The following is a 23,126-nucleotide window of genomic DNA, read 5'->3' on the forward strand; positions in this document are numbered from 1 at the left end:
GATTACGACTTGATGGAACAGATCGCCGACGCGATCGATGACTGCGGCACGGACCAGGAAGAGCTGTTGACCACGTTCGCTTCCCAGGTCGCGGGCCTGCCGATCTTCGCCGGATAACCCAAGAGGGGGCCACACGTATGTCGGGTGCACTCAGACGCAACGGGGACGAGATCCTCGACGCCCTCGATAACGCCGTCATCAAGATGCGACGCGCGTTCAAAGAACGCTCCGAGACCCAGTCGACACACATCCGGCGCACCACGAGCGATAACCGCGACTTCGACGGATCCCACACTGACAGCAACCCCGGCACCGGGCCGGGCGACCACCACGGCCCCACCGGCAACGGCGGACGCGGTCGAAAGACCCGGCTACCGCGCCGCGGTGAGCCCGGAAGCTACGGATACGACGACAAGGGCAAGCGCCTCCCGTACGCCAACAGCCGACCGAAGTACGACAAGAACCAGGTTCGCGACGTCTTCAATAACACCAACGCCTCTCAGCGCAGGCGGCCACCGCGCGATCAGAATGGCGACCGCCTGGATCCGCCCGGTGAGAACCAGGTGTGGGTGAACAGGCAGGACGGCACGTGGGACCTTGTCACGTGGACTCCTGGACAACGGCGCCGCGACCTCTGGGACATGGGGCACCTGCCGAGGCGCAAGTACAGTGACCTCCGTGATCAGTACCTCAACGGCGAGATCTCAAAGGAGGAGTTCCTCAGCCGCTATCGAAATCCGAGGAACTACTTCGCAGAAGATCCGGGGCGCAACCGTTCTCACATGGACGAGTAGGTGCGTGAGAGCATGGACGAGACGAAGCGTCGCAACGAGGGAGCCCTATGACGAACCCCATCCTGCTGGCAGAAGAGGCCGACGAGCAGGAATTCTTCGCCGCATACGATCCTTCGGTGACTCCGATGTATCAGTCCGACGCTGTCGGGGAAACGGTCCTCTTCGGCTCGGTCTTCAACCCTGACCCCGATGCTCGCGCTGCGATCACGAATCGGCTGTTGGACGACGGTGCTGATCCGAGCGTCGTGACTCGCAGCGGCACAACGGTTCTGCACGTTCTCCTGACGAATCCCGACCTCGAGCCGGAGAGCGACGCGCATCTGCTGCGACGCCTCCTCGCTGGAGGGGCGCCGATCAATCGCGTCGATTCGAAACGCGGCGCCCCGCTCGCCATTCTGTTCGACAACTACACGCTCGAGGATGACGAGGCGGAGCCGCTGTACGAGGCATTCTTCGAACGCCCCGATCTCGACCTCGAGGCTCGGGGGAACATGGGGCTGAGGACCGTGCGCGAATCGATCGAGATGGCGGCAGAGAAGCGCCCGATCCCGTACCGGATGATGATCGACTACGACAAGCGGAAGAACGACGTCGATGAGTGAGGCCACCGAATTCATCCCCGATGCAGGCGCGTGCCTCACAACGAAGAGCGTGCTGGACGGCACAGGACGCGTGCGCTGGATGGTGCGCGACGAATCGACGGGCCCTGCGGACAACGGGTGGCGCATCTTCTCCGACATCGACACGGAAGAAGAGCTTGCGGACGCGTCCAACTTCCAGATCGCCGATTACAACGATCTCTGCGCGATCGAGCCGGCACTGATCGGCATCTGGGACTTCGCGGTCGGATCGGATCTTCAGATCGTTGATGAGGGTGACGGAATCCGCATCTTCGATACGCGATCCGGTCGGGAGATACCGCCGGAGAACTTCTACGTTCCTCGCCGTCATCGAGCCGGGCTCGGGTCCGCGGAAGACTGAGCTCCGCGCTCACTGCGCTGCGTGGCACGCACCGTCGCGCGCATCTCCTGAGGCCGACGTCGAACGGACCGCTCACCCCGCGGCGGGCGGGCCGGCACCCTCGGGCACCCACTCGAGCGGATCCGATGCGAGCGCGCCGTGCCGGCCTGGCGCGCCCTGCACCGTCTCGACGTCGCGGCTCGCGACGATCACGACCGGATCCGCCGCGATCGGCACGGCGACGCGCTGCGAGACGATGTCGGTCTCGATCGCGACGCGCACGTCGCGACGCTCGTACGGATCCGTGACCGTCCCGAGGCGCTCGATGAGCGCGTCGCGTTCCTTGCTCGTCGCGTGCGTCGGGTTGCCGTCGCCGGCCCCCCACTGCCGCGCGATGTCCGCGGGCGTCTCGGGCACGTCGATCGTCGTGAGCACGGCGTCATACGCCCCGCCGACCGCGATGACCTCCTCCGGAGAAGCGTTGCCGCAGTCCCGCGCGGTCCAGCCGCCCTCGTCGAGCGCATCGCTCATGGTCTCGAACGCGCTCCGCGCGAACGCTGAATCGGTGTCGTAGAGAATGCAGACGACCGTGTTCTCGGGCACCCCCGCCGATTTCCGCATCGCCGCCGGGTCCTGCGCCAGTTCCAGCTGCTTCTCGAGCCCGCCGTCTTCGACCGCGATCTCGTACCCGTTGTCGCCCGGCGCGAGCGTCATGGCGGAGATCGGCTCGTACGCCTCGGTCCAGTCCCCCGCGGCGGCCGCGATGATGTCGGAGCGCGGGATCGTGCGCAGGAACGCCGTGCGCGCTTCGATGTCCTGCAGCGGCCAGGTGTCGGCCCGCGCGAGGAGCGTCCATATCCTGCCGCTGCCGACCGTAGCCATGCCGTAGTCGTCGCGCTCGAGGTCTCGCACCTGCACGAAGTCGGCCTGAGAAACGGGCAGCTGCGCGACGTCGTACTCGTCGCCGATGTGGTCGATGACGTCGGTCGACCGGTCCTGACGGAACACGATGCGCTCGAACGCGCCCGCCACCTCGCCCTGGAACTCGCGGTTCGCGACGAGCGTCACGACCTGATCCCCCGCCTCGGCGTCTCCGTCGATGCGCTCGACGACATACGGGCCGCTCGCGAGCCGTCTGTCCTCGCCCACGGGCGACCGCGCCGACACCTCGAACGCGCTGTTGAACGCCGAGGCGATCTCGTCGAGATCACCGTTATCGACCGCCTGGATCACCGCCTGCTTCGCGGCCATCGGGTCATCGATTCCGAACGCGATCCGGCCGACGACGTGCGCCGGGGCGACGACCTGCAGCGCGGTCTGCCAATCGGCCACCGTGCCGTCGAAGGTCACGTCGATGCTGCGCTCGAACTCGTCGTACGTCGGCGTCCGGCTTCCGACGAGGCCCGACGAGGCAATCTCGAAACCGTCGTCGCCGGGGTGCGCACCGGCAGCCCACGCGAGCATCAGATCCGCGCTGTCGAGCGGGATCCCGTCGGACCAGCTCGGCTGTTCGAGGTCGTAGCGCACGGTCATCGCACTGTCTGATTCATCGAGGATCTTCACGCGCCCGAAGCTGCGATCCTCGACGACGGTGCCCTGGTCGAGGCGCGCGAACTGCGCATGCGTCAGCTGCGAGACGTCATCATCGCCCGTCGACACCGGAGACCCGACCGAGGTCAGCGCCCCGCGCCAGGCCACGTCGACCGACGAGTCTTCAATCACCGAGCTCGGCAGCGGAGCCCCGCCGCACGCCGACAGCACGAGCACCGCCGCGGCGGCGGCGAGGACCGACAGCGCACGACGAGTCGTCATTCGGCGTCCTTCGCCTTCGCGGCGTCGAGCCGAGCCTGCCGCCGCGCCCGTCGCGCCGCGCGGGCCTCCTCCTCGCTCATGTCCGCCGTCGGATCAGGTCCGGCCGCCGCGCGCGCCTCGCGACGCGCGCGCCTGGCAGCCCGCTCGTCCTCGGGGCTCAGCGGCGCACCGGGCTCGGGTGCGGGCTTCTCCGGGAATCGGAACGGCTCCGCGGGGCCCGCGGGCTTGGTGTCATGGGCGATCGGCATCTGCGTGAGCACCGCGCGACCGGCCTGCACGAACATACCGCGCCCCTCCGGGAACTCCGCGCGCTTGATGCGCCCGAACGGCACCTTGAACAGGCTGTCGCCGTCCATCCCATCAGGTTTGAGCGCGATGCCCTGGCGACCCGACTTCCACAGCCCCATGACGCCGGATCCGCCCGTCGCGCGCGACACGTCGACGTCGCCGAGCAGGAGGTGATCGCTCTCCTTGAGCGCCGTCAGCATCGCCCGCATCGGGCGATCCGCGGCGCCGTCGGCCAGGTGCGGCATGTCCTCGCAGACGATGAGGATGCGTCTCGTGAACGACTCGTCGGCGAGGAGATCGGTCAGCTGCGTCGCGAGGGCCGCCTCCTCGTCGCCCCTCGTCGCGCTCTGCGCCCAGTCGCGGAAGTCCGCGAGCTCGCTGCGGCGCGTGCCGAAGTGGAACATCACGATGTTCGGATCGAACCGCTCGAGCGCGATGATCAGCGACTTCATCGCGTTCGTCTTGCCCGATGACGGCGGGCCCGCGATCATGAACGACCCGACCGGATCGAACCCGCGCGGCTCGAGCGTGTCGTCGGCGACGCCGAACACCGGCTGCCCGTCGACCATGTCGGGCATGTCGCGGATGTCGACATCGGTCGGGAGCGATCCGACGCCGGGGGCCTGCCGGACGCCCTGTTCGCGCAGCTTCTCGGCGAGCCGGGTGATGGCCTTCGCCTGCTCCGCGGTGTTCGACGTGCCGCCGGGCACCGCGACCTGCATCTCGTTCTTGTCGATGACCGCGCGGCCCGGAGCCGACTGGTCGTCGAGCACGTCCTTCGGGGCGCCCATCATCACGTACGAGCTCGGGTCCGCGAGGCGCATGATGATCCGGCGGGTGATGTTCGACGCGACCGCGGTCGGCACCGCGCCGGCGCGATCCGCCGTGATCACCGCGTGCACGCCGAGCGGGCGGCCCTCGCTGAGCACCCGCAGGAACCCGCGGTAGAACGGCGTGCGCACCGACGTCGAGTCCCATTCCTTCTTGAACTCGGCGAAGTTGTCGATCAGTAGCACGATGCGCGGCAGTGCGGGATCCACGAGGTCGCGGTACTCGCTCAGGGTCGACGCGCGCGCCGCCGCGAACGCGGCCGCACGCCGGTCGAGCTCGGCCATGAGCGTCGACAGCAGTCGCTGCACGCGCTCGGCGTCGTCGCCCGAAACGATGGCTCCGACGTGCGGCAGCTCCTCGAGCACACCGAGCGCGCCCGAGGCGAAGTCGAGCCCGTACACCTCGGCGGATCCGAGCTCGGGCTGCGTGCCGACCGCCGTCGCGATCGTCTTCAGCAGACTCGACTTGCCGGAGCCCGACGTGCCGAACACGGCGAGCGAACCGTCGTGATCCGGGCGGAAGTACGCCGCCATCTGCTGCTGGCGTTCGGGGACGTCCACGAGACCCAGCACGATCTCGGTGTCTCCGCGCCCCTCGAGGCTCATCAGGTCGATCGCGGTCGGCAGCTCGTCGAGCCACGGTCGACGCGGGATCGGAAGCCCCGCGCGCTCCGCCGCATCGACGATCGTGCGCACGATGCGCATCTGGTCGGTCGGGCCGAGGTCCTCGTCGTGCACGTCGATGTCGGCGGGGCCGTCCGGCTCCCACGGCATGACGGATCCGAAGCGAAGCTGCGCGACCGCGACGTCGGCGTCGGTCGATGTCTCATCGCGGGTCCACCCTCCCGCGTACGCCGACTGGAACGGCGTCAGGCGACCCGGCCCCGTCTTGGCGATGCCTCGTCCGGGGATCGACGGCGGGAACGTGGCGGCGACCGTGTCATCGACGACGTCGCGCGAGTCGCCCTCATCGGCCATCCGCAGCGCCACGCGCAGGTTCGTATTGGCGCGCAGGTTCTCCTTGATGACGCCCGCCGGGCGCTGCGTCGCCATGATGAGGTGGATGCCGAGCGAGCGACCGCGCTGGGCGATGTCGACGACGCCGTCGACGAACTCCGGCACCTCTCCGGCGAGCGCCGCGAACTCGTCGATGACGAGCACGAGCGCGGGCGGGGTCTCGGGATCCTGCCGCTTCTCGAGCTCGATCAGGTCCTTGACGCCCTTGCGGTTGAACAGGTGCTCGCGGTGATGCAGCTCGGCACGCAGGCTCGTGAGCGCCCGGTGCACGAGGTGCGGGCTGAGGTCGGTCACGATGCCGACGCAGTGCGGCAGGTCGACGCAGTCCGCGAACGCGGATCCGCCCTTGTAGTCGACGAAGAGGAAGGTGACGCGATCCGGGCTGTGCGCGCTCGCCATGCCGAGCACCCACGCCTGCAGGAACTCCGACTTTCCGGCGCCGGTCGTGCCGCCGACGAGCGCGTGCGGACCCTGCCCGCGCAGGTCGAGCGTCATCGCCCCGCTCGCGCCCTGCCCGACGATGGCCCGCAGGTCGCCGGCGCGCTTCAGCCGCGGGCGCGGGGTGTCGTTGCGGTCGATGATCGTGTTGTTCTGCCGCCAGCGCTCGATGATCGCGTCCGGCTCCTCGGCGACCTCGGAGCCGACGAGCGAGAGGAAGCCGACGGAATGAGGAATGTCCGAGTCGTCGTCGATGACGATCGACGCGTCGACGACGGGGGCCAAACGCCGCGCGAGCATGCTCATGTAGGTGTTGGAGACGCCCTCGACCACGGCGTGCTCGTAGCGCTCGCCCGACCGCACGAGGTTGATTGTGGCGTCCTCGAGGCCGCGCTCCACGTCGATGAAGCTGCGGCAGACCGCCGGCAGAGCCGCGGGGGTGGGCGCGACGAAAACGGCGTGCACACCGACGTTCGCGCCCGATTCGAGCACCTGGATCAGCCGCGCGCGATCGACGGGGGCATCGTCCGTGACGATGACGATCACCGAGACGCTCTTGGGCGGCGTGCGCTGCGATGCGGCCCGGCTCACGTTGGTGCCGAACAGCATCGGGGTCCACTCTTCGTCCAACGGGCCGCGGGGCTCACGATCGGGTTCGAGTCGAGCGACGTACTCTTCGAGCGATGCGAGCAGCGCCGTGGCCGCCGGTGCGGAATCGACGAGCGGGAGGTCGGCGAACGGGCTCGTCTCGCTCGACGTGTGGGGCAGCCACTTCAGCCACTCGAGCTGCGGCACCCATTCGGATCCGGCGAACGCGACCGTCACGACCTCGTTGGGCGCGTGCATGCCGAACAGTTGCACCGCGAGGCCGCGCATGGCGTCCGCGGCGGTCGTCGAGGGCCCGGCCACGCCGATGGATCCCGCGTCGGTGAGAGTTTCGAGCACCGGCACGTCGTGCACGTAGCGGTAGCGCTCGCGCAGCCGGTCGACGCGCGCGATGTACTCGGGCAGGCCCTGCTGGTCGTCCGCCTCGCGGACCGAACTGCGGGAGAGCGCCGTCGAGGTGCCGAGACGCAGGGCGAGGAAGTTCCAGTGCTCCGGTCTCCTCGTCCAGAGCAGCGGTCCGAGCTGCATCGCCTGATCGAACACGTCGGCGACCGCCGGCACCTCCTCGTTGCGCGCGCGCTCTTCCTCGGGCTTGGCGAGGTAGAACTCCTCTTCGAGGGTCTCGAACTGCCTCTCGAACAGCATCACGTCGTGGTTGCGCTTGTTCTTCTGCTGCATGCGCTGATTGATGAAGTTTCCGAACGCCATGAGCGGCGTCATCACGAGCAGCAGCAGCGTTCGCGGGCGCTCCGTCATCAGGTACATCGCGCCCGCCATGATGATGGGGGCGACGAGCATGATCCAGGGGAACAGCTTCTGCGTCACCTCGGTCGGCATTCGCGGGGGTAGCTTCTCCTCGCCCGGGTAGCGCACTTCGACGCGCGGGCTGCGGTTGAACTGCAGGTCGCCTCCGCGCTCGAGGACCGGATCCTCCGAGGCCGCATCGACGTCGGCCGAGTAGAACAGCACGAACGTCGTCGCGCCGATCACGAACTGCTGCCCCGGCTCGATGCGCGCCCGCGTGACGGTCTCGCCGTCGACCCGCACGCCGTTAGCCGAGTTGAGGTCGGCGATCTCGATGAAGCTCGACACCTCGAGCCGCGCGTGCCGCTTCGAGACCGAGGCGTCGGGCAGCACGATGTCGTTTCCGGCGGTGCGGCCCACGAACGAGTGCCCGCGGGCAACGGGGAAGTCGCGCCCCGCGAACGGCCCTTCGACCGCGCGCAGGACCGCGATCGTACGGCGGCCGTCGACGGCGGTCAGGCCCTCGGGACCGAGGTTGTGCACCGCGACCGCGAAGCCGGAGCCGATCGGCGCCTCGCTCAGCGGCACGTCGGGCTGCAGCGGCTCCATCCGCTCGGCGGTCGGCGCGGCGACCGCGAGCGTGAGCACGTCGCCGTCCTCGACCTTCGTCGAGTGCGCGGGTTCTGTCTCGGCGATGCGCCGCGCGACGTCGCCGGCCGTGGCCAGCGAGTCCGCCGTCACGACGATGTCGACGACGTCGGCGCCGACGCGATGCAGGGTGAGCTTGACCTTCACGGGAGCATGCCAATCAGTCGGTGGGCGCGGCGATGATCACGAGCGAGCGGTCGCCGAATCGCACGACATCGCCCGGGATCGCGCGGATCGGGGTGCGCGGCGGGATCGCGCGCGTCTGGCCCGCGCGCTCGATCTCGCATCCGTTCGTCGAGTCGAGATCGACGATCTCCACTCCGTCGTCGAGCGGGCGCGCGGACAGGTGGGTCTTCGAGATCGAGCGCGTGTCGTCGGGAATCGCGACGCGCGACACCCCCTGCGGCACGTCCTCCGCGCGGGGTGCGCGCCCGAGCACGATGAGACCGCCGACGCGCACGCGCTGGCCCGAATCGATCTCGAGTTCGTACGCCACCGCGGGGACCGGTGCGGGTGCCTGCGGCTGTGCGGCCGCCGGAGCCGGGGCGGACGGGGCGGGCGGCTGCGGCGCGGGCTGCGCGGGCGGTGCACCGCGCAGCCCGCCCGGCACACCGAGCACGACGCTCGCCTGCTCGGGTGCGGGGCCGTCGCGCCGCGGATCCGTCGTCGCACGCGCCATGCCGAGCACGCCCGAGCTGACGCGCGCGACCGGGCGGTACTCGCCGCGTTCGCTCTCGCCCGACGGGGTCGCAAGGGAGATCCGCGCCTCGCGCTCGGGAGCGGTCTCCACGCGCACGGCCTTGCGGGCGATGCGCATGCGCTTCTCGTCGTAAGGGTTCAGGCCGCGCTTGATGTCGACGAGCCACACGCCCCCCGCGTAGTCGTGCCAACCGCGGCGGCGACCCGCCGGATCCCAGAACGACGAGAGCACCATGAGCAGCGGGCCGACGACGACGATCCCCGAGGCGACGAAGACGATGAGGCGCAGCACGATCCGCCAGAATCCGGGACGTTCGAGCGTGGCGATGTTCACCGAGCGCACGCCGAAGAACGCCTTGCCGATCGATGTGCCGCGGCGGCCGTGTGCCACGAGCTGGGCGATGCCGAGGGCGATGAGGAGCACGACGGAGACGCCCGCCATGATCGCGGCGAGCACGAATCGCGGATGGTAGATGAGGCCGTACAGGCTCACGCCGCCAGTGAGATACAGCACGATCAGCGGCATCGCAAACAGCAGCAGCGGCAGCTGGACGATCCAGAACGCGACGATGTCGACGGCGAACGCCGCCGCGCGGCGCATCATGGGAGCCCGGGTCAGGCCGAGCGATGCGGCGTACGCCGGATCCGGTCGCCCGTTGTCGTCGAGGCCCTCGATCTCGTGATCGTCCTCGTCGATCTCCCAGATCGTCGTCACGCGCGCCCCTTCCGCTCCAACGATCCAGGCTACCGGCGAGACTGCTGGTCGGTGTCGGGGAGTTCTGCCCGGCGCTTACGCGTCGCTGTCGAGATCACCGGCATCGAGCAGCGGCAGGTCGACGCGGCTGACGAGGTGCGACGAGACGGCGTACTCGACGAGGCGCGCGCGGCGGTTCATCGCGAGCTTGCCAGGGGCGCCCCTCAGCCCCTGCACGCCCATGCGGTCGAGCTTCTCGCAGACGTGGTCGAGCTTGCGGTTGAACTTGCTCATCGACCAGCCGAGACGCTCGGCGGCCGAGGCCGACGACGGCAGGTTGCTGACCGACACGCCCTCGCGGCGCAGCATCGGCTCGGCGAGGGCCACGATCAGCTGCTTCTGCGAGGGGGTGAAGCGCACCGGCATGACCGTCGTGTCGCCGACGACCGAATCGTGCACCTGGTTCGAGACGGCGTACGGGGCCACCTTGACCTGCAGAATGATCTCGTACGTCGTCGGGCCCGCCGTGAACACGATCGTGCTCTCCTCGAACACGATCGGCAGGCGAGCTCCGGGAGAGAGCCACGACTGCACAGCGCCGTTCGCGCTCGATACGGTGGCCGACAGCCGGGATCCGACGTTGGCGAGCCACCACATGCCGTTCGCGCACGAGATCTCGAGGAACGTGCGGTGCAGGTAGGGGTTGTCATCGACGGCAAGGTCGCCCTCGCGCCCGATCGTGAACGAGTCGGTCGGTTCGACCGAGAAGGTCTCGCCCGAGAAATCGACGGACAGGACGCTCAAGCCGCGGCGGTGCTCGTGGCCCGGAATCGCTGTGTCGACATCGACACCGTGATCGTCGGCGGAAGGATTCATCGGCTGGCTCATGGTGTCACCCATCATCGCAAACTTTCACCCGAAACGGCCGAGGTGACGACGCAAGCGTTACTCGTGTACTCGGCGGCTGAGCCAGAACAGCGACCCCATTTGCGTCCGCGACTCACGATCGCCTAGGTTATTTCGGTCTCGAGTCGCGAGGGGGACCACATCTCAAGCATCAGACGAGCGGGCGACGATATCGTCGAGGCGCTTGACGGCGCCGTCATCCGTATGCGCCGGGCCTTCGGCGACCGTCAACGACAGCAGGCGGACCGGATCCGGGACGACGTCCGTGCGATTCGAGACAAGGACGGTTCCACCACGGCCGATGGTATCGATGCGCCGACGTCGCATCATTCGACGCCGAGCAGCGCGGGATCTTCACCCGACCATATGGAACCGAAGCCGGAGTTCCTGGATGAGAACGGCGAGATCGATTGGTCGGGCGCGCCGCACAACGGCTACACGCTCGACGAGCATGGAAACCCGATCAGGCACGAGCACGTGCCGCAGGCCGGCGATCGCTTTGACCGGTACGGGGATCCGAATGGACGCTACGTCTCACCGGTCCCGGAGGAGGGTTCCTTTCCATACGAGACGCGCTCGCTTCCGTATGCCGAGAACCCCAACGCCTACCACGAGTACGAGTGGACGCGCTCGCCCGCGGACATCCACGACGTGTACGACGAGCTCGACGGCCCGACGCGAAACGCGCTCGACGCGATGCTCACGAAGTACGGGCTCGACCTGTCCGACCTCGACCATGTGCTCCGCGGCGAGGCCGCGGCCGCGTTCGATCAGCCGGGCGGCGCCACTCAAGACATGTTGCCGACCACGGTCGAGATGCTCCGTAAACTTGGGTTGATCCGGGAGGTATGACAATGACCATCGACGAACTGACGCGCATCATTCGAGATGAGCACCTCAGCACGCCTGTGCTGTACGGTCACGGTCCTCTCGTGATGGACGCGGTCGTGCTCGAGCGCGACGGAGATCGGTTGCGCGCTTTCATCTCGGACGAGCGCGGTCACGTGATGGGGCGCACTGAGGCGTTCTTCGACGACGAATCAGCCGCGCTCGACTACGTGCTCGTCAAGCTGCGGCAGGACAAGACGATGCGCGACGCGTTCGCGCGCCTCGCGTAACGGCCTGCGCATTCCTTCGCCCCGTGATGCGGGGGTCAGTGCCCGGCGCGACCCTGAGGATCATCGGCCGCCTCGTCGCCGCTAGCGGCGCCTTCGCCGCCAGCTTCGCCGTCGTCGTACGACTGCAGCACGCCCCGGTCGTGCGACTTCGCGACTTCCTTCGGGTCGACGACGAGCAGCAGCAGCGCGAGCGACAGCACGCAGACAATGAATACGATTCCCGCGACGATCGCCGCCAATCGCCACGCCGAGCCGACGGTTTCGCTGCCCCCGTCGGCGAACGCCCCCATCGACATCGCGGTCACGAACCCTGCGAACAGCGCCGCGACGAACGACCAGCCGAGCAGGTGCACAGGCTTCATGAGGTCGCGGCGGGTGAGCTTGTCGGTCATGAGGCGTCCTTCGTGACCGCGGTCTGCGCGACGGCGGTCTTCTGTGCGGGTGAGAGCGCGCCGATTCCCAGGTAGACGGCGATGATGGCGGCCCAGCCGCCGAAGAGTCCGACACCGATGATCGTGCCGGTGAGGGTGAAGCTCTGGCCGGCCTCCTTGACGAAGTAGTCGAGGGAGTAGCCGGGCGACACGATCAGCGTGACGATCGCCAGCACGCACGTGAGCGCGCCGACGGTGATGCGATCGCGAGCCTCAACGGAGGTGCGATCGAGCAGCCCGGAGGCGACTTCGACGATGCCGGCGGCCGCGGCCCACACGAGCAGCGCGATGTGGAATCGCACTTCGGCGGGCCCCGGGAGCACCACGACGACGAGGATGCCGAGCGCGTACGCGAGCACGAGCGCCCAGCGCGCCGGTGTCAGTCCCCTCAGGATCATGCCGACGACGAGCACCGCGAGAGTGGCGATCAGGAACGCGAGAAAAACGAGCAGGGCGAAGTCGCCCGAGCGATCCTGCACGAAGGTCACGATCGCCGCGGCGACCGCGGCGATCGCGGCCCGCAGGATCAGCGCAAGACGCGCGGAGCGCGGCGAACTGGTGCGGGTGGGCATGCGATTCCTCTGGCGGTCGAACGGCCCTTCCATACTATGGCCGCCGCCTGGGAGGGCGCGCCTCGTGTCAGGCCACCCGGCGGCCGCGCGCGAGATGCACGATGCGGTCCGCGACCGCGAGATCCTCATCGTCATGCGTGACCCAGCCGATCGCACGCCCTGCTGACGCTTCGACGGCAAGAATCTCACGCATGCGCTCGCGGCTCGCGGCGTCGAGCCCTGCCGCAGGCTCGTCGAGCAGCAGGATCTGCGCGTCGCGCGCGATGCCCTGTGCGACGAGCGCGCGCTGCCGCTGGCCGCCCGACAGCGCGTGCAACGATCGTCCGGCGAGGTCTGACATCCCGACGCGATCGAGCGCGACATCAACGGCTTGTGCGGCCTTTCGGCGCCCGACGCGCATACCCCATGTGCCCATTGCGACCGTGTCGCGCACCGTCATCGGCAGTGTCTGCGGAACCTGCGCCCGCTGCACGACCAGGGCGATATCGCCGTGACGCTCGACGTGCCCGTCGGTCGGCTGCCGAACTCCCGCGAGAACCTCGACGAGCGTCGACTTCCCGGCACCATTCGACCCGATGATCGCCGTGATCTCTCCAGCGGGAAGCTCCGCGTCCACGCGATGGAGCACCTCAGCGCCGGCGTACGAGCAGCACACGCCGGTGGCTCGAAGCAATGTCGTCATCGGTCTATCGTAGTTGATAACCATTCTCATTCGCATGTAAGCTGGCTCCTCGTGTCCTGGTTCTTCTCACCCTTCGCCGCCGATTTCATGGTGCGCGCCCTCATCGGCGGCGTGCTCATCGCCGGCATCTGCGCCGTCGTGGGCACATGGGTCGTGATCCGCGGAATGGCATTCCTCGGTGAAGCCATCGGTCACGGGATGCTTCCGGGCGTCGCCCTCGCCACCCTGCTCGGGTGGCCCGCGATCGTCGGCGCCGCGGCGAGCGCGGTGGTGATGAGCGGATCGATCGGCATGCTCCAGCGCCGCGGCCGGCTGTCATACGACACCAGCATCGGCCTGCTCTTCGTCGGCATGCTCTCGCTCGGCGTCATCATCGTGTCGCACTCGGGCAGTTTCGCCACCGACGCGACCGTGATGCTGTTCGGCGATGTGCTCGCGATCGCGCCGAGCGACCTCGCGATGCTGCTCGGCGCGCTCGTGGCGACTCTCGTCGTCGCAGCGTGGCTGCACCGATCTTTCGTCGCCGCCGCGTTCGACGCCCGCATTGCCGAGACGCTCGGCCTGCGCCCTCGCCTCGCCCACGTCGCCCTCACGGGCCTCGTCACGCTCGCGGTCGTCGCCTCCTACCAGGCGGTCGGGACCCTTCTCGTCGTCGGCATGCTCATCGCCCCGGCCGTCGCGGCGGGACGGTGGACGCGCGGGGTCGGATCAACGATGACTCTCGCGACCGCGTTCGGCGTCGCGGCCGTCGTCACCGGCCTCGTCGTCTCGTGGCATGCGGGCACCGCGGCCGGCCCGTCGATCGCGGGATCCGCTGTCGTTCTCGCCGCGGGCTCTGGTGCTGCCGCGGGCGCCGCGGAGCGATTCGCCCGCTCGCGCGCATGCCCGGCCCGTCTCGCGCGACTGCTCTCGCGCGATGCCCCGATCTCCTTTCCCGTCACAGAAAGTCGTACATGACCCGTTTCACCGCAACCCGCCGACTCGCGCTCGTTCCCGCAGTGGCGGCGATGATGCTCACCGGGTGCGCCGCCGGCCCGGCCGACGCGCCCGCCGCTGAAGCCCCCACGACCCCGCCGGCCTCCGACCACGGCGCACATGCGGGCGCCGCAGAGCTCGGTGAGCCGCAAACGTCGATCCTCTCGATCTCGACCGATGGCGAGGCCACGGTGCTCGACTTGCTCACCGAAGAGGAGACCGCCGTCGGATCCGCGCACGCACCCTCCGCGATCGCGAGCGACGGCCGATACGGATTCCTGACCACCGCCGACGGCGTCGACATTGTCGACGGCGGAGCGTGGAGCTGGGACCACGGCGATCACTTCCACTTCTATCGCGGCGAGCCGGCCGTCGCCGGCTCCGTGCCGGGCGAGGGCCCCGTCGTGGTCGCCACGCCGCCGCTGTCGACCCGAGGGGCGACCGGGCTGTTCTTCTCTGACGGTGTCGCGGTCGCGATCGATATGGCCGCGCTCGACGACGGCGAGCTTACCGAGTGGTTCCGCATCGACACGGGCGCCGAATCAGGTGTCGTCGCGCCGGCGGGCAACCATGCGATCGTCGCGGCGGCGGGCACGGCGACCGTCTACGACGACACCGGCGAGGAAACTGGCGAGACCGTCGACTGTGCGGATCCGTCGGGCGCGATCGCGACGCGCGTCGGCACGGTGATCGGGTGCGCCGACGGCGCCCTGCTCGCGACCGCTGATGCGGGGCCCGTCGAGCTCGAGCGGATCCCGTACCCTGACGACGCGCCGCGCGCGGCGGCCTTCGGCGGCCGCGAGGGCCGCCCCACCGTAGCCGCGCTCTCCGGGGAGAACGCGTTCTGGCTGCTCGACACCCGCTCGCGCAGCTGGAGCCGAACGGAGGTCGACGCATCGCTCATCGACGTCGTGGCGGCCGATGACAACGACGGAAACGTCGTCGCGATCGACGCCGAAGGACGCGTGCGCGTATTCGGCGCCGACGGAACCGACCGCGGTTCGACCGAGCCGATCGCCGACGAGGATTCAACCCTCGTCGTCGACACCCAGCGCGCCTACGTATCGGTGCCGTCGGCAGGCACGGTCTACGAGATCGACTACGCCGACAACGCGCGCATCGCTCGCGAGCTCGTCCCCGAGGCCGGGCTCGCCGTATCGACGGTGGTGGGACGATGACTCGGGTGGGCTCCGCCCGGCGCGCAGGTCTCGGCGCATCGGCGATCGCGGTCGTCGGCGCGATCGGACTGGTCGGTTGTGCCGCCGCCGACGGCGATTCCGACCCCCGCGTCGTGGTGACGACGAACATCCTCGGCGACGTCGCGAGCGAACTGATCGGGGATGCCGCCGACGTGACGACGCTCATGAAGCCGAACGCCGACCCGCACTCGTTCGAGATCTCGGCGCAAGAGGCCGCCACACTTCAGTCGGCCGAGCTCGTCATCTCGAACGGCCTCGGGCTCGAGGAGGGCGTCGAACAACACCTCGAGGCGGCCGCCGACGCAGGGGCGCCTCGGTTCATCGCCGCAGACCATCTCGAGACGATCCCCTATGCCGAGAAGGCGAACGGTCCGGATCCGCATTTTTGGACGGATCCGGCGCGCATGATCGACGTGGTCGAGGCGCTCGAGACGGAACTCGGCGAGATCGGCATCGACGTATCCGCGAACGCCGCGGCGTACCTAGAGGATCTCGCCGAGTTGGACGCCGAGATGTCCGACGCGTTCGCTCGAATCCCGAATGAGCACCGCGCGCTCGTCACCAACCACCATGTGTTCGGCTATCTGGCCGATCGCTTCGACTTCGAGGTCATCGGTGCCGCCATCCCGGGCGGAACCACGCTCGCGTCGCCCTCGGCGGCCGACCTCGACGAGCTCGCTACCGCCATCGACTCGAGCGGCGTGCCCGCGATCTTCGCGGAATCGTCGCAGCCCGACCGGCTCATGCAGGTGCTGCGCTCCGAAGCCGACATCGACGTCGCGGTCATCGAGCTGTTCACAGAGTCGCTGACCGAACCCGGCGGCGATGCCGATACCTACCTCTCCATGATGCGCGAGAACACCGAGCGCATCACCACTGGTCTGACCTCAGAAAGGACACCATGACCAACCGATACCGACTGCTCGCCGGCGGCTCGCTTGCAGCCGTCGCACTTCTCGCCGCGGGGTGCGCGACAGACGCCTCCCCCGATGAGCCCTCCGCAGGATCCGCCGCCGAGGCCCCGGCCGACGTGAGCGCCAGCTCGCGCGTCGCCGTCTCGCTTGAAGGCGAGGTGGGCGTGCTCGATGCCGCGACCCTCGAACTCATCGATACGTTCCCCTCCGACGACTTCACCCGCGTGAACGCGGTCGGCGACGGGCGCAACGTGCTCGTCACCACGGCGGAGGGTTTTCAGGTGCTCGACACGGCGGTGCCTGCCCTCACCGACACCGTGTTCGACGCGGATGCGGCGGGCCACGTCGTGCGCCATGCCGACAAGACCGTCCTGTTCTCCGACGGTTGGGGCGAGACGACGATCTTCGACACGGACGCGCTGGTCGAGTCTGACGGCGCCCTGCCAGAGGTGAGCGTGTACGAGTCTGAGGCCGCGCACCACGGCGTCTCGATCGTGCTCGAGGACGGCACGCTCGTCACGACCGTCGGCACGGCCGATGGTCGATCGGGGGCCGTCGCGCTCGAGCCGCACGACGATCATTACCACGAACTCGCGATCTCCGACCAATGCCCCGAGATCCACGGCGAGGGCACGGCGGCCGGCGAGGTCGCGGTCTTCGGCTGCGAGAACGGCGCACTGATGTTCAAGGACGGCGAGTTCCTGAAGCTCGACGCTCCCGATGACTTCGGCCGAATGGGCAACGCCTACGTCGCTGAGGACGACCCGATCGTGGTCGGCGACTACAAGAACGACCCCGACTACGAGGGCTACCTGCTGAACAGCGTCGCGCTCATCGACACCGAGAACGAGACCTACACGGTCAAGGACCTGGGCGATGTTGAGTTCACGTGGCGCGGTGCGGGGCGCGGTCCTGATGGGTTGTTCTACATGCTCGGCACCGACGGTGCGATCCACTCGCTCGATCCCGCCACCGGCGAGTTCACGGACGATGAATTCCCGGTCGTGGACGCTTGGGAAGGACCGGAGGATTGGCAGACCCCTCACCCCGGCATGATCACTGCGGGCGACGTGGCGTACGTTATCGACGTCGTAGGTCAGCGGCTCATCTCGGTCGACCTCAACACGGGCGACATCCTCGCGGAGGGCGAGGAGCTGCCGTCGCTCCCGAACGAGGTCGCGATGAACCTGTAGGCACGGCCTGATGGATGTGGGGCGGGCACCTTCTCGGTGCCCGCCCCACATCGATTTCTGCGCTCAGGCCGGCGCGTAGCGCTTCGGCGGGAACGCCTTCGCGACGACCTCGCGCATGTCCTCGAGGTCGCCGTCGATGAAGCCCGCGGCGCGCCCCTGCACGAGCAGGTTGCCGATCGCGGTCGCCTCGACGGGGCCCGCCTCGACGGGAACCCCCGCGCGATCGGCCGTGAGCTGGCAGAGCAGCTCGTTGAGGGATCCGCCGCCCACGATGTGGATCGTCTCCACCGGAATGCCCGACAGCTCGCTCGCAGTGCGGACCGCGCCGGCGAACGCCTCGGCGAGGCTCTCGATGATCGACCGCGCGAACTCGGCACGCGTGGTGGGAAGCGGCTGTCCGTTCTCCGCGAGCCAAGTCGAAATGCGGCCCGGCATGTCACCCGGGGGCATGAAGACGGAATCGTTCGCGTCGAAGACGCCCACCGGAGCCGTAACCTCAGCGGCCTCGGCGAGCAGCGACGGCAGATCGATCTTCTCTCCGGAGGTGCGCTCCCACTCGCGGATCGACTCGCTGAGCAGCCACAGCCCCATCACGTTGTGCAGGAACCGCGTGCGACCGAAGGCGCCGCCCTCGTTGGTGAAGTTGTGCTCGCGCGCAGCATCGGTCAGAACCGGCTCACGCGTCTCGACACCAACGAGGCCCCACGTGCCGCAGGAGATGTACGCGGCACGGTCCGCGCGCATCGGCACCGCGACGACGGCGGACGCCGTGTCGTGGGATCCGACCGCGACGACGGGCGCGGATCCGCCCAGGTCCTTCGCGACGCGCGGCAGCAGGTCGCCGATCGTTTCGCCGGGATCCACCAGGCGCGGCAGCACGCGCGCGGACACCCCGAGGCGCTCGGCCAGTGCTGTATCCCATTCCTTGGTCGTGACGTCGAGCAGACCCGTCGTCGATGCGTTCGTGCGCTCGGCCACCTTCTCGCCCGTGAGCAGCCACGCGAACAGGTCAGGAACGAGCAGCATCGAGTCAGCGGCATCGAGCACGCCGCGCTCGCAGGCCAGTTGGTACAGAGTGTTGAACGGCAGGAACTGCAGCCCGTTGCGGCGGTACAGCTCGTCGAAGCTTGCGACCTGGTGCACGGCCTCGACGCCGGCGGCGGTGCGCTCATCGCGGTAGTGGAACGGTGTGCCGAGCATGCGGTCGCCGCGCAGCAGCGCGTAGTCGACAGCCCAGGAGTCGATGCCGATCGACGAGATGTCGGGTGCGATGCGGAACGCCTCGCGCAGCCCCTCCGTGACGCCCCGATACAGGGCCATGAGGTCCCACTGCAGGCCGCCCGGCGTCATGACCGGGTCGTTCGCGAAGCGGCCGACGGTCTCCATCTCGATGGAACCGCCCGTGAAGCGTCCGACGATCACGCGGCCGCTCGTGGCGCCGAGGTCGATAGCGGCGACTGAGTTCATGTTGTCTCCAGGTGCATAAGTACGGCACAGACCGAGCAGGCCAGGCGACTGAGGGCCCGACCGGCCAATCTGCCCCGGATCTGCCGTAGTTGTGCGGGCGCGGATCCGATGAGGGCCCGCGCCCGCACACTACAGCGCGATCAGCGGACGAACGCCTGCGCGACGCCCGAGTCGACCGGGATGTGCAGGCCGGTCGTGCGGCTGAGCTCGGGGCCCGTCAGCACGTACACGGCGTCCGCGACGTTCTCGGGAACGACCTCGCGCTTCAGGATCGTGCGGTTCGCGTAGTACTGGCCGAGGTCCTCTTCCTTCACGCCGTAGGTCGCGGCGCGGTTCGCGCCCCAGCCTGCCGCGAAGATGCCGGATCCGCGCACGACGCCGTCGGGGTTGATGCCGTTGACGCGCACGCCGTGCTCGCCGAGCTCCACCGCCAGCAGGCGCACCTGGTGGGCCTGGTCGGCCTTGGTGGCCGAGTAGGCGATGTTGTTCGGGCCTGCGAAGACCGAGTTCTTGGACGAGATGTAGATGATGTCTCCGCCGAGCCCCTGGTCGATGAGCACCCGCGCAGAAGCCTTCGAGACGAGGAACGAGCCCTTCGCCATGACGTCGTGCTGCAGGTCCCAATCCTTCTCGGTGGTCTCGAGCAACGGCTTCGACAACGACAGGCCCGCGTTGTTGACGACGAGGTCGACACCGCCGAACGCCAGCACCGCCTCGTCGAGCGCCGCCTGAACCGCGGCCTCATCGGAGACGTTCGCCGCGACGCCGATGGCGACATCGGTGTTTCCGAGCTCTGCCGCGGCGGCCTGGGCCTTTTCGAGATCGAGGTCGGCGACGACGACGCAGGCGCCCTCCTTCGCGAGGCGAGTGGCGATCGCCTTGCCGATGCCGCTGGCGGCGCCCGTGACGAACGCGATGCGACCGGCGTGGGTCTTCGGCTTCGGCAGACGCTGCAGCTTCGCCTCTTCGAGAGCCCAGTACTCGATGCGGAACTTCTCCTCATCGGAGATCGGCGCGTAGGTCGAGAGGGACTCCGCACCGCGCATCACGTTGATGGCGTTGATGTAGAACTCACCAGCCACTCGAGCGGTCTGCTTGTTCTTGCCGTAGCTGAACATGCCGACGCCGGGCACGAGCACGATGAGGGGATCCGCACCGCGCATCGCGGGGCTGGCGTCGGTCGCGTACGCGTCGTAGTAGGCCGCGTAGTCGGCGCGGTACTCCTCGTGCAGCTCCTTCAGACGTGCGACCGTGTCCTCCACGGACGCGTCGGCTGGCAGGTCCAGGACCAACGGCTTGACCTTGGTGCGCAGGAAGTGGTCGGGGCAGCTCGTGCCGAGAGCGGCGAGCTCGGGGGCGCGCTCCGCGGCGAGGAAGTCGGTCACGACCTCCGCGTCGGTGAAGTGGCCGACCATCGGAGCATCCTGCGAGGCGATACCGCGCACGGTCGCCGCGATCGCGGCGGCCTTCGCACGGCGCTCGGCCTCGGCGAGCGCCTCGTAACCGGCGCGCACAGCGCCGAACGGATCCGCCTGGCCGTTCTCGGCGATGTACGCCTCGGCCGTCTCGATGATCCAGAGCGAGTTCTTCTCGGACTCTTCCGAGGTGTCGCCCCATGCGGTGATGCCGTGGCCGCCGAGGATCGTTCCGATCGCCTGCGGGTTAGCCTTCTTGATCTCGGCAATGTCGAGGCCGAGCTGGAAGCCGGGGCGGCGCCACGGCACCCAGACCACCTTGTCGCCGAAGATCTTCGTCGTGAGTTCTTCACCGTCGGCGGCCGTTGCGATCGCGATGCCGCTGTCGGGGTGCAGGTGATCGACGTGCGCCGCGTCGACGAGACCGTGCATGGCCGTGTCGATCGACGGCGCCGCACCGCCCTTGCCGTGCAGGCAGTAGTCGAATGCCGCGACCATCTCGTCCTCGCGGTCGATGCCGGGGTAGACGTTCACGAGCGACCGCATGCGGTCGAGTCGCAGCGCGGCGAGGCCCGACTCCTTAAGTGTCCCGAGGTCACCGCCGGATCCCTTGACCCAGAGCAGCTCGACAGGTTCACCCGTGACCGGGTCGGTCTCGGTGCCCTTGGCGGAGGTGTTGCCTCCGGCGTAGTTGGTGTTCTTGGGGTCGGAACCGAGACGGTTCGACCGCGCGATGAGGTCAGCGACAGTGGGGTTCGTCATGGGATTCCTTACACGGAAGAACGAGCACGAATGTTACTTCTTGTAATTATCACATTAGATAACGTGGCGCACAAGCTACAGAGAGCCCTACCGCAGTTCAACGCGCGAGCGCAGTTCTGCGAGGCGCTCGTCCGATGGATCCAGCTCCGTCACGAGCACCGACACCTCGTCCCACGCGAAGCTGCGCGCGAGATCCCGTCCGCCCACCTTGCTCGAGTCGGCGAGCAGGACAACGGCGTCGGCAGCGCGCGCGAACTCGACCTTCACCTGCGCCTCTTCGAGCGAGACATCGCTCGCTCCGAACTCGGCCTCGACACCGTTCGCCCCGGCGAAGACGGTGCGATAGCCGTGCGATGCGGCCGCCCGGCACGCGACAGGACCCACAAGGCTGTCGGTGAGCTCGTCAACCTCCCCGCCCGTCAGGATCGCGCGCTTCACCCCCGCCCGACGCACGGAGCGGAAATTGTCCCAGGAGTTCGTCACGACGACGAGATCGGGGTGCTTCGTCAGAACGGATCCGAGCGCGCCCGCCGTCGTCGACGCGTCGATCGCGATCGCGCCCGCCGTGGGCACGAGATCCATCGCCTTCTGCGCGATGCGCGCCTTCGCCGAGCGGCGCTGCGCACTGCGATCGCGGAACGATCGCGGGCCGACGACCTGGGTCGCCCCGCCGCGCACGCGCCGCGCGACCCCTTCAGCCTCGAGGTCGGCGAGGTCGCGGCGGATCGTCATCTCCGAGACGCCGAGTTCTAACGCCGCGGCCACGAGCGTCACGCTGCCATCGCGCTCCAGCATCTCGCCGAGGATCCGGCGGCGCTGCTCTCCGTGGACCGAGCTCGTCATCGACATTCCACGAGCGTATCCGGCTCGACCCGCGTCAACCGCCCGTCGAGCGCCGCGCGACGAGTTCCGGCTGCAGCACGACCTGTTCGTGGACATGGTCCGGGTCACCCGAGGAGTGAGCGATCATCAGACGCGCGGCGTTCGCGCCGAGCTCGTCGATCGGTTGCCGGATCGTCGTCATCGGCACGATCCAGTCCTTCGCCACATCGATGTCGTCGTAGCCGACGATCGCGATGTCCTCGGGGACCCGCATTCCCGCGGCGGCGAACGCGCGGTACGCGCCGAAGGCGATCATGTCGTTTCCGCAGAGCACGCCCGTGGGGCGATTCTCGGCGATCAGCCGCTCGGCGGCGGCCTGTCCGTCACGGATGCCGATACCCGGCGAGGCCACCTCGATGAGGCGCTCCGACGGGTCCCACCCCTGCGCGCGCATCTCTTCTCGCGCACCCTCCGCGCGCTCGGCGAACTGCCGGATGTGCGCGGGACCGCTGATATAGGCGAGGGTCTCGTGCCCGCGCTCGAGCAGGTGCCGCACCGCGAGGCGACCGCCCTGGCGATTGTCGACCGATACCGAGCAGTGCCGAGGTCCACCGTCGAAATCCAGCAGGATCACGGGAAGCGCGCGTGGCAGGTCCAGGTAGCGCGTGGCGTCGATGTCGGCGGTCGACGGCGCGAGCATGGCGCCTCGCACCCCCTGCGCGGCCAGCACCCGCAACAGCGCGGCCTCACGGTCAAGGTCTCCGTCCGAGGTGCTGAGCATGACGACCTGCCCCGTGCGGCGCACCGCGCGTTCGATCTCGTGCGCGGTCTCCATGTAGAAGGGACTCTCGACATCGAGCACGACGAGGCCGATCACTTCACTCGCCACGCCCATCAGCATGCGCGCCTGCTGATTCGGGATGTACCCGAGCGCGGCGATCGCTTCGTTGACGATCTTGCGCGTGCGGGGCAGCACACGCTCGGGATGGTTGATCGTGTTCGACACGGTGCCACTCGACACTCCGGCGTACGCCGCGACTTCGCTGAGACGCACGACTCCCTCTGCTGTGCTGTCGTGCGGTTCCATGACACTTACCTTTCCAAAAGCTCGCGACGGCGCGAGCCGCATCCATCTTGTGC

At 68.6% G+C, this 23,126-nt stretch carries 21 protein-coding genes; 9 read left to right on the forward strand and 12 right to left on the reverse strand.

The annotated features are described in order from the left end of the window. The first annotated feature begins 137 nt into the window (after positions 1–137). From G510_RS0110770 to G510_RS0110780, 3 genes are read left to right on the forward strand one after another with little or no spacing between them, the layout of a single operon-like run. The gene (locus tag G510_RS0110770) at positions 138–794 is read left to right on the forward strand and encodes a GH-E family nuclease (RefSeq protein WP_029153635.1); all 657 of its coding nucleotides are present in this window, start codon (positions 138–140) and stop codon (positions 792–794) included. A gap of 47 nt (positions 795–841) precedes the next feature. Then, complete coding sequence (locus tag G510_RS0110775; protein WP_029153636.1) at positions 842–1,396, forward strand: ankyrin repeat domain-containing protein; 555 nt, start codon at positions 842–844, stop codon at positions 1,394–1,396. Next, entirely contained in the window at positions 1,389–1,775 is a 387-nt protein-coding gene (locus tag G510_RS0110780) for a DUF2185 domain-containing protein (protein WP_029153637.1), read from the forward strand. The genes G510_RS0110775 and G510_RS0110780 overlap by 8 nt, the downstream gene beginning before the upstream one ends. Positions 1,776–1,847: 72 nt before the next feature. Here the strand turns inward: G510_RS0110780 and G510_RS0110785 are convergent, their stop codons facing one another. The 5 genes from G510_RS0110785 to G510_RS18575 all read right to left on the reverse strand — a co-directional run bounded on the left by G510_RS0110785 (position 1,848) and on the right by G510_RS18575 (position 10,763). Then, positions 1,848–3,566 carry an ABC transporter substrate-binding protein gene (locus G510_RS0110785; protein ID WP_029153638.1) on the reverse strand — a complete coding sequence of 573 codons (1,719 nt, stop codon included), beginning with the start codon at positions 3,564–3,566 and terminating at the stop codon, positions 1,848–1,850. Further along, entirely contained in the window at positions 3,563–8,284 is a 4,722-nt protein-coding gene (locus tag G510_RS16530; RefSeq protein ID WP_084644323.1) for a type VII secretion EssC family protein, read from the reverse strand. Before G510_RS16530 ends, G510_RS0110785 begins: the two co-directional genes overlap by 4 nt. 13 nt (positions 8,285–8,297) lie before the next feature. After that, on the reverse strand, positions 8,298–9,551 hold the full coding sequence (locus G510_RS0110795; protein WP_029153639.1) for an RDD family protein: 1,254 nt from the start codon (positions 9,549–9,551) through the stop codon (positions 8,298–8,300). A gap of 75 nt (positions 9,552–9,626) precedes the next feature. Continuing rightward, entirely contained in the window at positions 9,627–10,334 is a 708-nt protein-coding gene (locus G510_RS0110800) for an FHA domain-containing protein (RefSeq protein ID WP_029153640.1), read from the reverse strand. Between the two features lie 246 nt (positions 10,335–10,580). Continuing rightward, complete coding sequence (locus G510_RS18575) at positions 10,581–10,763, reverse strand: hypothetical protein (protein ID WP_029153641.1); 183 nt, start codon at positions 10,761–10,763, stop codon at positions 10,581–10,583. Positions 10,764–10,802: 39 nt separating this feature from the next. Between G510_RS18575 and G510_RS0110810 the strand changes: the two genes are divergently transcribed. Both G510_RS0110810 and G510_RS0110815 read left to right on the forward strand, forming a co-directional pair. Further along, positions 10,803–11,288 carry a TNT domain-containing protein gene (locus G510_RS0110810; protein ID WP_029153642.1) on the forward strand — a complete coding sequence of 162 codons (486 nt, stop codon included), beginning with the start codon at positions 10,803–10,805 and terminating at the stop codon, positions 11,286–11,288. Positions 11,289–11,290: 2 nt separating this feature from the next. Continuing rightward, positions 11,291–11,554 carry a hypothetical protein gene (locus tag G510_RS0110815; RefSeq protein WP_029153643.1) on the forward strand — a complete coding sequence of 88 codons (264 nt, stop codon included), beginning with the start codon at positions 11,291–11,293 and terminating at the stop codon, positions 11,552–11,554. A gap of 35 nt (positions 11,555–11,589) precedes the next feature. Here G510_RS0110815 and G510_RS0110820 read toward each other — a convergent pair whose 3' ends face one another. The 3 genes from G510_RS0110820 to aztA all read right to left on the reverse strand — a co-directional run bounded on the left by G510_RS0110820 (position 11,590) and on the right by aztA (position 13,239). Then, complete coding sequence (locus G510_RS0110820) at positions 11,590–11,946, reverse strand: hypothetical protein (protein WP_029153644.1); 357 nt, start codon at positions 11,944–11,946, stop codon at positions 11,590–11,592. Next, a complete protein-coding gene (locus tag G510_RS16535; RefSeq protein WP_051216685.1) occupies positions 11,943–12,557 on the reverse strand; it encodes a hypothetical protein in 615 nt (204 codons plus the stop codon). Before G510_RS16535 ends, G510_RS0110820 begins: the two co-directional genes overlap by 4 nt. A 67-nt stretch (positions 12,558–12,624) precedes the next feature. After that, on the reverse strand, positions 12,625–13,239 hold the full coding sequence (aztA, locus tag G510_RS16540; protein WP_051216686.1) for a zinc ABC transporter ATP-binding protein AztA: 615 nt from the start codon (positions 13,237–13,239) through the stop codon (positions 12,625–12,627). Between the two features lie 51 nt (positions 13,240–13,290). Here aztA and aztB point away from each other — a divergent pair, with 51 nt between their 5' ends. Genes aztB through G510_RS0110850 form a run of 4 tightly spaced genes read left to right on the forward strand, consistent with a single transcriptional unit; the run spans position 13,291 to position 17,520 of the window. Further along, positions 13,291–14,196: a zinc ABC transporter permease AztB gene (gene aztB, locus G510_RS16545; RefSeq protein WP_245563315.1), complete on the forward strand. Its 906-nt coding sequence runs from the start codon at positions 13,291–13,293 to the stop codon at positions 14,194–14,196. After that, complete coding sequence (locus tag G510_RS0110840) at positions 14,193–15,392, forward strand: hypothetical protein (RefSeq protein WP_029153645.1); 1,200 nt, start codon at positions 14,193–14,195, stop codon at positions 15,390–15,392. The genes aztB and G510_RS0110840 overlap by 4 nt, the downstream gene beginning before the upstream one ends. Next, positions 15,389–16,318 (forward strand): zinc ABC transporter substrate-binding protein AztC, encoded by a 930-nt coding sequence (aztC, locus tag G510_RS0110845; protein WP_029153646.1) that lies wholly within the window; start codon positions 15,389–15,391, stop codon positions 16,316–16,318. Before G510_RS0110840 ends, aztC begins: the two co-directional genes overlap by 4 nt. Next, positions 16,315–17,520, forward strand: a complete 1,206-nt coding sequence (locus G510_RS0110850) for a hypothetical protein (RefSeq protein WP_029153647.1) — start codon at positions 16,315–16,317, stop codon at positions 17,518–17,520. Before aztC ends, G510_RS0110850 begins: the two co-directional genes overlap by 4 nt. Positions 17,521–17,583: 63 nt before the next feature. Here G510_RS0110850 and G510_RS0110855 read toward each other — a convergent pair whose 3' ends face one another. The 4 genes from G510_RS0110855 to G510_RS0110870 all read right to left on the reverse strand — a co-directional run bounded on the left by G510_RS0110855 (position 17,584) and on the right by G510_RS0110870 (position 23,073). Continuing rightward, complete coding sequence (locus G510_RS0110855) at positions 17,584–18,987, reverse strand: rhamnulokinase (protein ID WP_029153648.1); 1,404 nt, start codon at positions 18,985–18,987, stop codon at positions 17,584–17,586. 140 nt (positions 18,988–19,127) lie between these two features. Next, positions 19,128–21,164, reverse strand: a complete 2,037-nt coding sequence (locus G510_RS0110860; protein WP_029153649.1) for a bifunctional rhamnulose-1-phosphate aldolase/short-chain dehydrogenase — start codon at positions 21,162–21,164, stop codon at positions 19,128–19,130. Positions 21,165–21,251: 87 nt separating this feature from the next. Continuing rightward, a complete protein-coding gene (locus G510_RS0110865; RefSeq protein WP_029153650.1) occupies positions 21,252–22,013 on the reverse strand; it encodes a DeoR/GlpR family DNA-binding transcription regulator in 762 nt (253 codons plus the stop codon). A 28-nt stretch (positions 22,014–22,041) separates the two neighbouring features. Beyond that, the gene (locus G510_RS0110870; protein ID WP_036322928.1) at positions 22,042–23,073 is read right to left on the reverse strand and encodes a LacI family DNA-binding transcriptional regulator; all 1,032 of its coding nucleotides are present in this window, start codon (positions 23,071–23,073) and stop codon (positions 22,042–22,044) included. Positions 23,074–23,126: the final 53 nt, after the last annotated feature.

This window comes from Microbacterium gubbeenense DSM 15944 (genome assembly GCF_000422745.1).
Lineage (GTDB): Bacteria > Actinomycetota > Actinomycetes > Actinomycetales > Microbacteriaceae > Microbacterium > Microbacterium gubbeenense.

Coding starts and splice junctions, on each gene's coding strand:
- G510_RS0110840 (WP_029153645.1), top strand. CDS start 14,193: ATGACCCGTTTCACCGCAACCCGCCGACTCGCGCTCGTTCCCGCAGTG.
- G510_RS0110850 (WP_029153647.1), top strand. CDS start 16,315: ATGACCAACCGATACCGACTGCTCGCCGGCGGCTCGCTTGCAGCCGTC.
- G510_RS0110815 (WP_029153643.1), top strand. CDS start 11,291: ATGACCATCGACGAACTGACGCGCATCATTCGAGATGAGCACCTCAGC.
- aztC (WP_029153646.1), top strand. CDS start 15,389: ATGACTCGGGTGGGCTCCGCCCGGCGCGCAGGTCTCGGCGCATCGGCG.
- G510_RS0110860 (WP_029153649.1), bottom strand. CDS start 21,164: ATGACGAACCCCACTGTCGCTGACCTCATCGCGCGGTCGAACCGTCTC.
- G510_RS0110780 (WP_029153637.1), top strand. CDS start 1,389: ATGAGTGAGGCCACCGAATTCATCCCCGATGCAGGCGCGTGCCTCACA.
- G510_RS0110785 (WP_029153638.1), bottom strand. CDS start 3,566: ATGACGACTCGTCGTGCGCTGTCGGTCCTCGCCGCCGCCGCGGCGGTG.
- aztA (WP_051216686.1), bottom strand. CDS start 13,239: ATGACGACATTGCTTCGAGCCACCGGCGTGTGCTGCTCGTACGCCGGC.
- G510_RS0110810 (WP_029153642.1), top strand. CDS start 10,803: ATGGAACCGAAGCCGGAGTTCCTGGATGAGAACGGCGAGATCGATTGG.
- G510_RS0110855 (WP_029153648.1), bottom strand. CDS start 18,987: ATGAACTCAGTCGCCGCTATCGACCTCGGCGCCACGAGCGGCCGCGTG.
- G510_RS16535 (WP_051216685.1), bottom strand. CDS start 12,557: ATGCCCACCCGCACCAGTTCGCCGCGCTCCGCGCGTCTTGCGCTGATC.
- G510_RS0110865 (WP_029153650.1), bottom strand. CDS start 22,013: ATGTCGATGACGAGCTCGGTCCACGGAGAGCAGCGCCGCCGGATCCTC.
- G510_RS0110820 (WP_029153644.1), bottom strand. CDS start 11,946: ATGACCGACAAGCTCACCCGCCGCGACCTCATGAAGCCTGTGCACCTG.
- G510_RS0110775 (WP_029153636.1), top strand. CDS start 842: ATGACGAACCCCATCCTGCTGGCAGAAGAGGCCGACGAGCAGGAATTC.
- G510_RS18575 (WP_029153641.1), bottom strand. CDS start 10,763: ATGCGACGTCGGCGCATCGATACCATCGGCCGTGGTGGAACCGTCCTT.
- G510_RS0110870 (WP_036322928.1), bottom strand. CDS start 23,073: ATGGAACCGCACGACAGCACAGCAGAGGGAGTCGTGCGTCTCAGCGAA.
- G510_RS0110770 (WP_029153635.1), top strand. CDS start 138: ATGTCGGGTGCACTCAGACGCAACGGGGACGAGATCCTCGACGCCCTC.